General features: G+C 65.6%; 13 protein-coding genes and 1 tRNA gene. 8 read left to right on the top strand and 6 right to left on the bottom strand.

Annotated features, from left to right (window positions below):
* Positions 1 to 697: HNH endonuclease (locus ADBZ6I_RS10715; protein WP_526383601.1), on the top strand; the 697-nt coding region annotated here is incomplete at its 5' end.
* A gap of 24 nt (positions 698 to 721) precedes the next feature.
* Here the strand turns inward: ADBZ6I_RS10715 and ADBZ6I_RS10710 are convergent.
* The gene (locus ADBZ6I_RS10710; RefSeq protein ID WP_526383599.1) at positions 722 to 1,789 is read right to left on the bottom strand and encodes an SAM-dependent methyltransferase; all 1,068 of its coding nucleotides are present in this window, start codon (positions 1,787 to 1,789) and stop codon (positions 722 to 724) included.
* Between the two features lie 74 nt (positions 1,790 to 1,863).
* Here ADBZ6I_RS10710 and ADBZ6I_RS10705 point away from each other — a divergent pair, with 74 nt between their 5' ends.
* Positions 1,864 to 3,660: an acyl-CoA dehydrogenase family protein gene (locus tag ADBZ6I_RS10705; protein WP_526383597.1), complete on the top strand. Its 1,797-nt coding sequence runs from the start codon at positions 1,864 to 1,866 to the stop codon at positions 3,658 to 3,660.
* Positions 3,661 to 3,918: 258 nt separating this feature from the next.
* Positions 3,919 to 4,539: a carbonic anhydrase gene (locus ADBZ6I_RS10700; RefSeq protein ID WP_526383595.1), complete on the top strand. Its 621-nt coding sequence runs from the start codon at positions 3,919 to 3,921 to the stop codon at positions 4,537 to 4,539.
* Between the two features lie 50 nt (positions 4,540 to 4,589).
* Here ADBZ6I_RS10700 and ADBZ6I_RS10695 read toward each other — a convergent pair.
* Positions 4,590 to 4,672 (bottom strand) — tRNA-Tyr (locus tag ADBZ6I_RS10695).
* 109 nt (positions 4,673 to 4,781) lie between these two features.
* Here ADBZ6I_RS10695 and ADBZ6I_RS10690 point away from each other — a divergent pair.
* The 3 genes from ADBZ6I_RS10690 (at position 4,782) to ADBZ6I_RS10680 (ending at position 7,972) form a co-directional block, all read left to right on the top strand.
* Positions 4,782 to 5,273 (top strand): YajQ family cyclic di-GMP-binding protein, encoded by a 492-nt coding sequence (locus tag ADBZ6I_RS10690; protein WP_526383593.1) that lies wholly within the window; start codon positions 4,782 to 4,784, stop codon positions 5,271 to 5,273.
* Between the two features lie 93 nt (positions 5,274 to 5,366).
* On the top strand, positions 5,367 to 6,881 hold the full coding sequence (locus ADBZ6I_RS10685) for a flavin-containing monooxygenase (protein ID WP_526383591.1): 1,515 nt from the start codon (positions 5,367 to 5,369) through the stop codon (positions 6,879 to 6,881).
* Between the two features lie 65 nt (positions 6,882 to 6,946).
* Positions 6,947 to 7,972: an NAD(P)H-dependent glycerol-3-phosphate dehydrogenase gene (locus ADBZ6I_RS10680; RefSeq protein WP_526383589.1), complete on the top strand. Its 1,026-nt coding sequence runs from the start codon at positions 6,947 to 6,949 to the stop codon at positions 7,970 to 7,972.
* Positions 7,973 to 7,978: 6 nt separating this feature from the next.
* On the opposite strand, the gene ADBZ6I_RS10675 is transcribed toward ADBZ6I_RS10680, so the two are convergent.
* On the bottom strand, positions 7,979 to 8,542 hold the full coding sequence (locus ADBZ6I_RS10675) for a hypothetical protein (RefSeq protein ID WP_526383605.1): 564 nt from the start codon (positions 8,540 to 8,542) through the stop codon (positions 7,979 to 7,981).
* A gap of 110 nt (positions 8,543 to 8,652) precedes the next feature.
* Between ADBZ6I_RS10675 and ADBZ6I_RS10670 the strand changes: the two genes are divergently transcribed.
* On the top strand, positions 8,653 to 9,675 hold the full coding sequence (locus ADBZ6I_RS10670; RefSeq protein WP_526383587.1) for a hypothetical protein: 1,023 nt from the start codon (positions 8,653 to 8,655) through the stop codon (positions 9,673 to 9,675).
* Positions 9,676 to 9,682: 7 nt separating this feature from the next.
* Here ADBZ6I_RS10670 and htpX read toward each other — a convergent pair whose 3' ends face one another.
* Together htpX and grcC1 are read right to left on the bottom strand one after the other, a co-directional pair.
* Positions 9,683 to 10,558, bottom strand: coding sequence for a zinc metalloprotease HtpX (gene htpX, locus ADBZ6I_RS10665; RefSeq protein ID WP_526383585.1), 876 nt, complete (start codon positions 10,556 to 10,558; stop codon positions 9,683 to 9,685).
* 67 nt (positions 10,559 to 10,625) lie between these two features.
* Entirely contained in the window at positions 10,626 to 11,633 is a 1,008-nt protein-coding gene (gene grcC1 / locus ADBZ6I_RS10660; RefSeq protein ID WP_526383583.1) for a nonaprenyl/(2E,6E)-farnesyl/geranylgeranyl diphosphat synthase, read from the bottom strand.
* Between the two features lie 42 nt (positions 11,634 to 11,675).
* Here grcC1 and menJ point away from each other — a divergent pair, with 42 nt between their 5' ends.
* Positions 11,676 to 12,896: a menaquinone reductase MenJ gene (gene menJ, locus ADBZ6I_RS10655; RefSeq protein WP_526383603.1), complete on the top strand. Its 1,221-nt coding sequence runs from the start codon at positions 11,676 to 11,678 to the stop codon at positions 12,894 to 12,896.
* Positions 12,897 to 12,912: 16 nt separating this feature from the next.
* Here the strand turns inward: menJ and ADBZ6I_RS10650 are convergent.
* A partial coding sequence (locus tag ADBZ6I_RS10650) for a demethylmenaquinone methyltransferase (protein ID WP_526383581.1) occupies positions 12,913 to 13,495 on the bottom strand: 583 nt, incomplete at its 5' end.

Raw genomic sequence — 13,495 nt, 5'->3', positions numbered from 1 at the left:
CATCTCGAATCCCGCTGGACCGTATAATGATTCAGAGTTGACGGAACAACTCTTCGCATACGACTACCGCGCCGGAACCCTTGAGGGCGACAATCGAAAGCTGCGCCGGGCTCTCGATCTGGAGCTACCCATAATCCTGCTACGAACCATCATGCCAGGAATATTCGTTCCCATCTTTCCTGTGTACGTCGTCGCCGATGACCGTCCGAACCGTCGTTTCTTGCTTGCACTCGATCAAAGTCTTCGATTCGTCACCGACCCCCTTCATCTCGATCCGATCGAAAGGGCCTACGCGCTTAGGGCCGTCAAACAACGACTCCACCAACCGGAGTTTCGAGGGCGTGTACTGCTGGCCTACGCTCAGAAGTGTGCAGTTTGCACGCTAAGGCACGGCGAATTGCTGGATGCCGCTCACATTATCGGGGACGGCAAGCCGCACGGCCTACCAGTCGTTCAGAATGGACTGAGTCTCTGCAAGATTCACCACGCCGCTTACGACGCGAATCTTCTTGGTGTTTCGCCTGATTACGTTGTGCGAATCAACTCATCACTGATGGAGGAATCGGATGGCCCGATGCTCCGACACGGATTACAGGAGATGGACAGACGCCTGCTTGCCCTCCCCGTTAGGGCAGCTGACAGGCCTTCTCAGGAAAGGCTCGCGGAGAGATTCGAAGAATTCCTTGCATCTGGTTGAGCCACTTGGAAATTCGCAAGTTACTCACACTTCGAGCTTCTCGAACAGATAGTGGAATACCATCCACTCGTTGCCGTCGCGGTAGGCGAAGACCTCCGAGCAGAACAGCAGGAACATCCGCCAGCGCTCCAGTGCGATGGACGCTGAGGTCGGTCCACCCTCCAGGGCCTGCAGGCACTGAGCCTTGTTGGTGTCGAGGCGGCGCAGCCAGGCGTCGAGCGTCTTGGTGTACTCGCGTCCGTTGACGTCCCACACCTTGGCCTGCTTGAGATCGGGAGGCAGGAAGTGCTCGAAGAGGTCCCGACTGGGCATGGTGCCGCCGGCGAAAAAGTACTTCCCCATCCAGTCGGTGGTCTTGAAGTCGTAGGCGAATCGCCGATTCCCCAAGATTTGCACCATCATTCGGCCGTCGGGCTTCAACCACGAGCTGACCTTCTTGAGCACCATGTCGTAGTTCTTCATGTGCTCGAGCATTTCGCACGACACGATCACGTCGAAGGCGCCGCGAAAGCCGGGATCATCGAACGAACTGGCATCGGCTTTCACACAGGTGAAACGGCCGGCGTGCTTCCCGTTCTTGGAGGCGATGTATTCCTGCTGAGTTGCGCTGTTGGACAGGAACGTAACGTCGACGTTGTCGTAGTTGTCCAGCACGTAGCTGCCGTGTGATCCCCAGCCGCAGCCGAGGTCGAGTACGCGCAGCGTCGTCGTGCGCTTGACGAGTTCACTAAGCCGCAGCCGCTCCTCCAGGAACGTGTGCAGCATGGCGGCTTCCGCCTCGGCCAGGCTGGTGGACGGCTGCGGGAACAGACAGCAGGAGTACTTCAGGTGCGGCCCCAGCATCAAGTGGAAGAACTCGGTCGGCACCTCGTAGTGCTGAACGTTGGCGTCGTCCTGGTGGGTGGCGCCGGCACTGGCGCGCAGCTTCTCGAAGTATTTTTTCTTGTAGTGCGCCTGCTTGTCGGTGTCCCCGCCGCACTCGAACGTCGTGACCCAGGCACCGCACATCTGGCGGACCAGCATCCGCATGACTGCGTCGGGCAGCAGGCCACGCTCTTTGAAGGCGAGAACGGTGTTGAAGAGGTGCTCCACGCCCGTTATCCAAGCACCTCGGACGGAAGTACGCTGAAGGCTTCGGCGTCCATTGCCGGCTCCAGGAGGAATCGATGTCTTTGCTGTTCAACCCCGGTAACTATGACCCGAGTTCGTTCGACGAGGGCACCCGGCAGCAACTGCTGGCGCTAGTCGACTTCTTCGAGACCAAGGGCCTGGCCAAGAACAAGGACGAGTACTACTCCGGTGAGTGGTACACCGACTACCTCAAGCTGGTTGCCGACAAGCGAATCTTCGCCGACTTCGCCACCCCCGCCGAGGTCGGCCAGCTCGTCGGCGACGACCCCGGCAAAAATGACGCCCGCTGGGATCTGGCGCGCATCAACGAACTCAACGAGATCCTGGGCTTCTACTCGCTGGCGCACTGGTACGCCTGGCAGGTCTCGGTGCTCGGCCTGGGGCCGGTGTGGCTCAGCAGCAACGAGGATGCCCGCAAGCGGGTGGCCGAACTGCTGGGCGAGGGCCATATCTTCGGGTTTGGGTTGTCCGAGCGCGAGCACGGCGCCGACATCTACTCCTCGGACATGATCCTCACCCGCACCGCCGACGGCGGGTTCACCGCCAGCGGCGGCAAGTGGTACATCGGCAACGGCAACGCGGCCGGCCGGTTGAGCGTGTTCGGCAAGTTCGCCGACAACGACCCGGAGCACCCCGGCGAGTACGCGTTTTTCCTCGTCGACCCCAGCCATCCGACCTACGAGTTGATCAAGAACGTCGTCGCCGGCCAGATGTTCGTGGCCGCGTTCAATCTGCACGGTTACCCGGTGGCCGCCAACGACATCCTGCATATCGGCAAGCCGGCCTGGGACGCCGCACTGGCGACGGTCAACGTCGGCAAGGTCAACCTCGGCTGGGCCAGCATCGGCATCTGCGAGCACTCGTTCTACGAGGCCGTCACCCACGCCAACAACCGCATCCTTTACGGCAACCGGGTCACCGAGTTCCCGCACGTGCGCCGAATGCTTGCCGACGCCTACGCGCGCCTGGTGGCCATGAAGATCTTCGCCGCCCGCGCATGCGACTACTTCCGCTGCGCCAGCGAGGACGATCGCCGGTTCCTGCTGTTCAACCCGATCACCAAGGCCAAGGTCACCAGCGAGGGCGAACGGGTGATCGACCTGCTGTGGGACGTCATCGCCGCCCGCGGCTTCGAGCGCGACACCTACTTCAGCCGGGCGGCCAGCGACATCCGCGCGCTGCCGAAGCTGGAAGGCACCGTCCACGTCAACATCGCGCTGGTGCTGAAGTTCATGCCGCGCTACCTCGGGGCCGCGCACGGTGCGGCGCAGGACTACCCCGCCGTCCCGGTGCGCCAGGACGCCGGCGACGACGCCTACCTGTTCCACCAGGGCCCGGCCAAGGGTTTGGGTTCGATCGGGTTCGCCGACTGGCGTCCCGCCTTCGACCGGTTCTCGCATCTGCCCAACGTGGCGAGCTTTCGCGAGCAGATCGACGCCTTCACCCACCTGGTGCTCACCGCCCCGCCGACCGCGGCCCAAGAGAAGGATCTGGATTACCTGCAGATCCTCGGCCAGCTGTTCACTCAGATCGTCTATGCGCAGCTGATTCTGGAGTCGGCAGCACTGGCCCTGGACAACGGTGCGACCCGGCCGGGTTCGGTCTCAGACCTCTCCGATCTCACCGAGGCGCATCTGGACCGCATCTTCGCGGTGTTTGTCCAGGATATGGCCGATCAGGCGGTCGCCCTGCACGGTCAGGCCTCGGCCACCGACGCGCAGAGCACCGCCGCGATGACGATCGTGCGCAAGCCCCGCATCCAGGCCGACGCCGAGAACACGTTCGTGTCCGAGGTGCTGTCGTACAGCGGCGTGTACGAGATGAAGCCCTAGCCGGAGAACGCCAGGCCCAACCAGCGGAAGAGACCGTTTTTGCCCCTCTAGCGGTTGCAGCGGAATTATGCTCGCCTTCGCCGGGAGACCACCGTTCGTCTGTTTGAGGGGATGCACATGTTCGCACCGTCACGACGCGGCTTCCTCGCCTCTGCCGCGGTTGCCGGACTCGGCGTCGTCGCGCTGGGTGGATGCTCACGCACCGCAGATTCCCGCGCTGCGGATTCGTCCGCCGATGTCGTTCACGGTCGGCACGGGATGACCGAGGAGACGGCGGGACTGACGCCCGATCAAGCGCTGGCGAAGTTGGTCGAGGGCAACAAACGTTTCGTGGAGATGCAAGAGGTCGAACCAAACCTCAGCGCCACCCGTCTGCTCACGGTGGCCCACGGCCAGCACCCGTTCGTCGGGGTCCTGGGCTGCGTCGATTCTCGGGTCCCACCGGAGTTGGTGTTCGACCGCGGGCTCGGCGACATCTTCGACGCGCGTATCGCCGGGGCGATCGCCGACGACGCGGCCATCGGCTCACTGGAATTCGGCGTCGAGGAATTCGGGGTTCCCCTGTTGGTGGTGTTGGGCCACTCCAGTTGCGGGGCGGTCACCTCGACGGTCAAGGCACTGGATTCCGGCGACACCACGATGCCGGGCCGGATCGGCGCCCTGGTCGACCCGATCATCCCGGCGGTGCAAAAGATAGAAGCCCAAGGGATCGGCGGCGCAGAACGAATCAACGGCGGCGCCCGCGAAGTGGTGCGCGAAGGGGTGCGCGCGCTGCGGGCAAGCCCGGTGCTGGAGGAACGACTCACGGGCGGCAAGCTCAAGGTCATCGGCGCCTTCTACAACCTCGACAGCGGGAAAGTCGACTTCCTCGACGTATGAGAGACGTATGAAAGACGCCACTGTGCCCGCGAAGCAGGGCACAACCAGGGTGGCAGGTACAGGATTCGAACCTGTGTAGGCTTTCGCCGACGGATTTACAGTCCGCTCCCATTGGCCGCTCGGGCAACCTGCCTGGGGATCAAACCGAACAGCGCGGCTTGATGCGAGTAGCAGGGTACAACGAGGATGGACCCCGGACACAAACCGGGCCGGTTCCCGGCCGATGACCAGGAGGCACCGAAGTGGCGGACTCGTCGTTCGACATCGTCAGCAAGGTCGACCGCCAGGAGGTTGACAACGCACTGAACCAGGCCGCCAAAGAGTTGGCCACCCGGTTCGACTTCCGCGGCACCGACACCTCCATCACCTGGAAGGGCGACGAGGTCATCGAGATCATCTCGTCCACCGAGGAGCGCGCCAAGGCAGCCGTCGACGTGTTTAAGGAGAAGCTGATCCGCCGGGACATCTCCATGAAGGCCTTCGACGCCGGCGACCCGCAACCGAGCGGTAAGACCTACCGGGTCAGCGGCGCCATCAAGCAGGGAATCAGCAGTGAGAACGCCAAGAAGATCACCAAGCTGATCCGCGACGAGGCACCCAAGAACGTCAAGACCCAGATCCAGGGCGAGGAGGTGCGGGTGACCTCCAAGAGCCGCGACGACCTGCAGGCCGTCATCGCCCTGCTGAAGGGCGCGGACCTTGAAGTGGCGCTGCAGTTCGTCAATTACCGGTAGCGGGCAGGGCAGAGCCGCGATCCCTGGCAGGTGCAACCAGTCGGTGCATAAGCTCGTCTAGGTCAGCCCTGTACGCACTGAGCGAGGACCGCGATGACCGTCAGCCCCCAGGAAGATGCCCGACCCTCCGAGCACCCCACCGGCGACTACGACGTTGTCATCATCGGCGCAGGCATCTCCGGGATCGGGGCTGCCTACCGGCTTGCCGAGGCCGACCCGGGCACCCGGTACGTGATCCTGGAGCGACGCGACCGCATCGGCGGCACGTGGGATCTGTTCCGCTACCCGGGCGTGCGCTCGGACTCGTCGATCTTCACTTTGAGCTGGCCCTGGGAGCCGTGGGCCGGCAAGGAGTACGTGGCCGATGGCGATGTGATCCGCGACTACATGGAGGACACCGCCCGCAAGCACGGCATTACCAGCCACATTCGGTTCAGCACCACGGTGACCTCCGCCGACTGGGATTCGGGCACCGACACCTGGACGGTGCACACCGAGCAGAACGGCACGCCGCGCACCTACCGGGGCCGCTTCGTGTTCTTCGGCTCCGGCTACTACAACTACGACGAGCCCTACAGCCCGGACTTCCCCGGCATCGAGAACTTCGGCGGCACCGTCGTGCATCCTCAGCACTGGCCCGAGGATCTGAACTACACCGGGAAAAAGGTGGTGGTCATCGGATCCGGGGCCACCGCGGTGTCGCTGGTGCCGGCGCTGGCCCGCAAGGCCGCCAAAGTGACCATGCTGCAGCGCTCCCCCGGTTACCTGTTCTCGATGCCGCGAGTGGCACGGTGGATGCAGCCTCTGCGAAAGCTGTTGCCCAACAAGCTGTCCTACTGGTTCGTGCGAACGGTGTCACTGGCCTTCGAGAAGGTCATGTGGGTGTTCGCCCGTACCCTGCCCACCGCGATGAAGAAAGTGGTGCGCCGACAGAACACCAAGATGCTGCCCGCCGGTTATCCCGTCGACCGCGACTTCACGCCGCGCTACAACCCGTGGGATCAGCGCTTGTGTCTGGTAGCCGACGGCGACGTCTTCGAGGCGATCAGCGATGGCAGCCTCGACATCGTCACCGACCACATCGACCACTTCGACCAGACGGGCGTCGTGTGCGCATCCGGACGCCACATCGACGCCGACATCGTGGTCAAGGCGACCGGCTTGAACCTGCTGGCGTTGGGCGGGGTTCGGCTCAGCGTCGACGGCGCCGAGGTCAAGCCGCAGGACCGGTTCTCCTACAAAGCGCACATGCTTGAGGACGTGCCCAATCTGATCTGGTGCATCGGCTACACCAACGCATCGTGGACGCTGCGGGCCGACATCACCGCCCGCGCGACGGCCAAGTTGATCGAGTACATGAAGACCCACGGCTACACGCACGCCTATCCGCACCCGGCTGGCGGCCCCATGCCGGAGAAGCCAACGTGGGATCTGCAGTCGGGCTACGTGCTGCGCAACGCCCACGCCTTGCCGAAGTCCGCCACCAAGCGCCCGTGGGTGGTGCGCCAGGACTTCCTCGCCGACACCCTGGACTATCGCTTCCTGGACAAGATCGAGGAAGACATGGTGTTCGGGCGGGTGCGCGCGCCGGCACAGCTGGCGGGGTAAGCCAGGGCTAGCCGCATCCAGAAAACCGACGGTAAAAGACGGGCACCAGCACTACGTTGGTGGCCATGACATCTGATCGCCGCAAACCGCAAGTCGTCGTGCTGGGCGGAGGCTCCTGGGGCACCACCGTCGCATCGATCTGCGCCCGCCGCGGCCCCACCCTGCAATGGGTGCGATCAGCCGACACCGCCGCGGATATCAACTCCAACCACCGCAACTCAGAATACCTCGGCGCGGAGGTCGTACTGCCCGAAACTCTGCGCGCCACCAACGATTTCGCCGAGGCCGCCAATTGCGCCGACGTGATCGTCATGGGCGTGCCGTCGCACGGGTTCCGCAGTGTGCTCATCGAACTCGGCAAGGAACTTCGCCCCTGGGTGCCGGTGGTCAGTCTGGTCAAAGGTCTGGAACAGGGCACGAACATGCGGATGAGCCAGATCGTCGAGGAAGTGCTGCCCGGTCATCCGGCCGGCATCCTGGCCGGACCGAACATCGCCAAGGAGGTCGCCGAGGGCTACGCCGCCGCCGCGGTGCTGGCCATGCCGGACCGCAACCTGGCCTCTGATCTGGCAAGCATGTTCCGCACCAGCAGATTTCGCACCTACACCAGCGATGACGTGGCCGGCGTCGAGATCGCCGGGGCGCTCAAGAACGTCTATGCCATTGCCGTAGGCATGGGCTATGCCATGGGTATCGGCGAAAACACCCGCGCCATGGTGATGACCCGCGCGGTTCGCGAGATGTCAAAGCTCGGTGAGGCCATCGGCGGTCACCGCGACACCTTCTCCGGCCTGGCCGGCATGGGCGACCTGATCGTCACCTGCACCTCCAAGCGCAGCCGCAACCGCCACGTCGGCGAGGAACTGGGCTCCGGCAAGAGCGTTCAGGACATCATCGCGGGTATGAATCAGGTCGCCGAAGGCGTCAAGGCCGCCAGCGTGATCATGGACTTCGCCGACAAGTACGGCGTCAATATGCCGATCGCCAAAGAGGTCGACGCGGTGATCAATCACGGCTCCACCGTCGAGCAGGCCTACCGTGGCTTGATGGCACAGAAGCCCGGCCATGAGGTCGACGGCACTCCGTTCTGACCCTGCTCAGCCCGGCGGCGGACCGGGCATCATCGGCGGCAGCCCGGGCAAGATCGGGGTGCCCTCGGGGCGGTCCAGCATCGGGTTGGTCGCGTTGACGAACGAGCCGGTCGGGCTGACGACGAAGCCGACCTGATCGCGGCTGTTCAAGCAGGCGACCGTACCTGTGTCGTCGACACCGCAGCTGATGTCGCGAAAACTCAGGCGGCTGCCAGGTGGCAGGGCCTTGACCGCGCCGGCAGCTGAGAAAAGTGGCTGCGCCGTCGACGAGAAGCCGGGCGCGCCGACCGGCCCTGCACTGACCAGATTGGCGCCGCCCGGCGCGCCGGGAAGCGGGCCGCTGCAGCCGTAGTCGCTGTTCGCCTTGTTGATGATGCAGATCACACCGGGAGGGCCAGCAAAGCCGTACCAGGTGGTCCCGGGGACCGCATAGTCCGATGGATTCAGAGGTTTAAATTCGTTGACATTGGGTAGGGGAGGCGCAGGCGCGGGACCAGGATCGGCCCAGGCGCTCACCGGCAAAGCCAACAAGGGAAGTGCCGCCCCGACGGCAGCTAACCTGAGGAACATCACGACACCATACCGAACTGAAATCCCAGCACAGGTAGATGTTTCGAACATAGGCCAATGGCCTAAACTATGACTGGTCTTAGTAAAGACTGAGAACCAGAGAGGGAGTCGTGGATCGACGTGTGAAGGACGGTCTGCGCGCTGGCGCAACCGCCATCGGCGTCGCCGCGGGCTTCATGGCGCTGGCCTCCACCGCACAGACCCCCGACGGTTTCGTCCACGCCAGCTTCGGCGGCCCACTGGACGTCTTCGGAGCGACGACCTCCGATGTCTTCGCCATCGGCGACGGCGCCGGTGATGCCTCCGAACTGGCCGCTCTGCTGAAAACCTCCGGAACGGGTCCGGACAGCAATCCCAACGAGCCGTTCCGGGTCACCGTTCAGGACGGGGAATCCTCCAACGCGACGACCGTCAACGTCTTCCCGACGGTCGACCCGACCGTCCTGCCCACCACCGAGGACGCCTCACCCCCGCCGTCGAAGCCGGCGGTGGATGCCAACGGCCAGGTGGACTGCACCGGGGCACTGAGTTGCAATACCGATCCGGTCACCAGGGCCACCACGGTGACCTATCCCGACGGTGTCGTCGCGATCGTGCAGAAGGTCAACGACCTGACCGTGGTGGCCTACAAGCGGATCGGCGAGAATCTGCGCGCCGACGTTCAGGCGATCCTGCAGCCGGCGCTCGACGATGCCCCACCGGTCCTCGTCGCGCCGGCGCCGATCCCCGCTGCCGACCCGTCGGGCCCGACCACTGTCACCGCACCCGTACCGGCGGCCGGGCCCGACCTGCAGACAGCCATTCCGGCCATCGACCCGGGGCCGCCGGCACCCGACACCGAAATCCTGGAATCGGACATCGATCTTCCGCGGGGCCCGAAGGTGGATGTGACGCAACCGCCGGACGACTTCGGCCCGGCCATCATGCCCGACGCCGACCACCCAGTGCCGCCCCCGTCGATGCCGAAGCTTCCGGGCATGGGCAAGGTCAAGGATGCGTTGGGCTCGGTTGTCGACGCCGTCAAGGACGGGCTCGGCAAGGCCGTCGGCCCCGGTGCGGCCGGCACGCCCGGGAACCCGGGCAAGTCGGGCCCGAGCGACTCAGGCCACGGCTCCGGGAACGAGTCCCCGTAGCGGCCGGCTAACGCCCGCCGGCCATCTTCTCCAACCGCGCGATGCGGTCCTCGATCGGCGGATGCGTCGAAAACATCCGCGCCATCTTCTCACCTGACCGGAACGGGCTGGCGATCATCAGGTGCGCCTGATCTGCCAGCCGCGGGCTCGGCGGCAGCGGCGCCTGCTGTACCCCACCGCTGATCTTGCGCAGCGCCGACGCGAGCGCAAGGGGGTCGCCGGACAGTTCCGCGCCCGACTCGTCGGCCTGGTACTCCCGCGACCGCGACACCGCCATCTTGATGAGCGTCGCCGCGAACGGGCCGAGCAGCGAGACAAGCAGCATCGCCAGTGGATTCACACCGCCGCCGTTGCGGTTGCTACTACCGCCGAAAGCGCCGGCGAACATGGCCATCTGAGCCAGACCGGTGATGATCGACGCCATCGCGCCGGCCACACAGGAAATCAGAATGTCTCGGTTGTAGACGTGGGACAGCTCGTGGCCCAGCACCGCTCGCAGTTCACGTTCATCGAGGATGTTGAGGATCCCGGTGGTGCAACACACCGCAGCGTTACGCGGATTACGACCGGTGGCAAAGGCATTGGGGTTGGCGGTGTCACTGATGTAGAGCCGGGGCATCGGCTGATGCGCCGTGGTGGCCAGCTCCTTGACGATCGCGTAGATCTGGGGGGCCTGCACTTCGGTGACCGGTTGGGCCTGCATGGCGCGCAGCGCGAGCTTGTCGCTGTTGAAGTACACGTAGATGTTCATGCCGACGGCCATCAGCACCGAGAGGTACATCACGTTGCGGCCGAACAATCCGCCGATGAAGACGATGAGCCCGGACATCAAGGCGAGCAGCAGAAACGTCTTCATCCGGTTGGCGGTGGGATGCCAGGTCATCGAGGTCCTCCTCCGAGCGGTCTGTCGGCAGAGTAACGCCTCAGGGCGCCGTAGAAGTTCCGACCGGTCAACCGTGTCGGTTAACCGTGTAGTCGACCAGCGAAGCCAGCGCCCGGCGTCCGGGCACGTCGGGCAGCTCGGCCAGTTCGGCGCGAGCCTGCGCGGCGTATTGCTGGACGGTCGCCTTGGCCGCGGCGATGCCTCCGGACTCCCGTAGCAGCGTCAGCGCCTCGGCCACCGCGTCGTCGTCGGTCACCGGCCCTTTGAGCAGTTCACGCAGCCTGTCGGCGGCCGGTCCGTCCTCGGACAGCGCGTAGAGCACCGGAAGTGTGTGCACCCCTTCACGAAGATCGGTGCCCGGCAGCTTGCCGGACTCGTCGGGGTCGCTCTCGATGTCGATGATGTCGTCGGAGATCTGGAAGACCGTGCCGATGATGCCGCCGATCCGGCCGAGTCTCTCCACCTGGTCCGGGGTGGCACCGGAGTAGGTGCTACCGAACCGGCCCGCGGCGGCGATCAGGCAGGCGGTCTTCTCCGAAACCACCTGGAGGTAGTGCGAGACGGCGTCATCGCCGTCTTTGGCTCCTTTGGTTTCCCGCATCTGCCCGGTGACCAGGAGGGCGAACGTGTCCGCGACGATGCGCATCGCGTCGGGGCCCAGTTGCGACACCATCCGGGAGGAGGTGGCGAACAGATAATCCCCGGCGAGGATCGCGATGTTGTTGCCCCACCGGGCATTCGCCGACGGTGCTCCGCGGCGCACCAGAGCCTCGTCCATCACGTCGTCGTGGTAGAGCGTCGCCAGGTGCACCAGCTCGATGACGGCGCCGGCCACGGTCACGTCGTGGTTCTCCGGGTCCGGCCCCACATGTGCCGACAGCACGGTGAACAGCGGCCGGAATCGCTTGCCGCCAGCCTCGAACAGATGGAGCACGGCTTCGGTCATCAACTCGTCGGCCCCGCGCAATTCCGCCGCGATCAGGTTCTCGACGCGGGCGACACCGTCGCGCACACGGGCCGCGAAGGCCAGGTCGCCGAAGTCGACTCCAGCCACCACACTCGCCGGAGTTTTCACAGTGCCAACATACTTGTCACCGTGGACTCCAATTCATCTGAGGTGGACTGCCGAGCCGACGTCGTGGTGGTCGGGGCCGGGCCCTCCGGGTCGGCGGCTGCGGCATGGGCCGCGCGCGACGGCCGCGAGGTGCTGGTGGTCGACGCATGCGAGTTCCCGCGGGACAAAGCGTGCGGCGACGGGCTGACGCCGCGGGCGGTGCTGGAGCTGCGGCGACTCGGGCTGGGCGACTGGCTGGCCGGGCGAATCCGCCACCACGGACTGCGAATGGACGGATTTGGCAGTTCGGTGGAAGTGCGCTGGCCGGGTCCGTCATTTCCGGACGGCAGTTCGGCGGTGCCGCGCACCGAGCTCGACGACCGGGTGCGCAAGGTCGCCGAGGACTCAGGAGCGTCGATGTTATTGGGGCACAAGGCAGTCGATGTGATCCGCGATTCGGCGGGCCGGGTGACCGCGGTGGTGCTTGCCGACGGCCGACGGGTGGCGTGCCGCTGGCTGATCGTCGCCGACGGGGCGCGCTCGCCGCTGGGCCGAGCGCTGGGCCGCCAATGGCATCAGCAAACCGTGTACGGGGTGGCCGCGCGCGCCTACCTGGCCTCGCCTCGCGCATCGGAGCCGTGGATTTTCTCGGACTTGGAACTGCGGTCGACCGACGGCCAGGTGCTGCCCGGCTACGGCTGGATCTTCCCGCTGGGCAACGGTGAGGTGAATCTTGGCGTGGGAGCGCTGGCGACCGCCAAACGTCCGGCCGACGTGGCGCTGCGGCCGCTGATCAAGCATTACGCGTCACTGAAAAGTAAGGATTGGGGCTTCGACGGTCCGCCCCGGGCGGTGTCCTCGGCGCTACTGCCGATGGGCGGTGCGGTATCGGGGGTGGCAGGGCCGAACTGGATGCTGGTCGGCGATGCCGCCGCGTGCGTGAACCCCCTCAACGGCGAGGGCATCGACTACGGGCTGGAGACCGGGCGGCTGGCCGCGGAAATGCTGGGCGCCACCGATCTGGCGGCGGCGTGGCCGGCGCTGCTGCAGGACCACTACGGTCGCGGCTTCTCGGTGGCCCGCCGCGTCGCCCTGTTGCTGACGCTACCCCGGTTCCTGCCGCTGACCGGCCCGCGGGCGATGCGGTCGGCGGCGCTGATGGAAGTCGCGGTCCGGATGATGGGCAACCTGGTGACCGACGCCGACGCCGACTGGGTGGCCCAGGCGTGGCGTTTCGCCGGCGCCGGATCACGGGCCGCCGATCGGAGAAAACCGTTCAGCTAGAGCGGTTCGTGGCGCCTCAGCCCGGCTTGACAGCGGCATGCAGCGCCACGATGCCGCCGGTCAGGTTGCGCCAGCACACCTGCGACCAGCCGGCCTCCTCGATACGGCGGGCCAGCGCCGGTTGATCGGGCCAGGCCCGGATGGACTCGGCGAGGTAGACGTAGGCATCGGGGTTGCTCGACACCGCCCGGGCCACCCGAGGCAGCGCCTGCATCAGGTACTCCTTGTACGCCGTGGACAACACCGGCACCGTGGGACTGGAGAATTCGCAGACCACCAGCCGGCCGCCCGGCCTGGTCACCCGCGCCATCTCACGCAGTCCGGCACCGGGATCGACCACGTTGCGCAGGCCGAAGCTGATGGTGACCGCGTCGAATACGTCATCGCCGAAGGGCAGCCGGGTCGCGTCACCGGCCACCTTGGGGACGGGCCGGCGACCACCCGCGCGGAGCATGCCGACCGAGAAGTCCGCGGCCAGGCACCACGCCCCGGACTTCGCCAGTTCGACCGTCGACACCGCGGTTCCGGCTGCCAGGTCCAGCACCGCCTCACCCGGGCGGATGTTCAACGCCGATCGTGTCTCCCGACGCCAGTAGCGG

This window comes from Mycobacterium sp. (assembly GCF_044342925.1).
Lineage (GTDB): Bacteria > Actinomycetota > Actinomycetes > Mycobacteriales > Mycobacteriaceae > Mycobacterium.
This window is presented reverse-complemented; position numbering and strand designations above follow the sequence as displayed.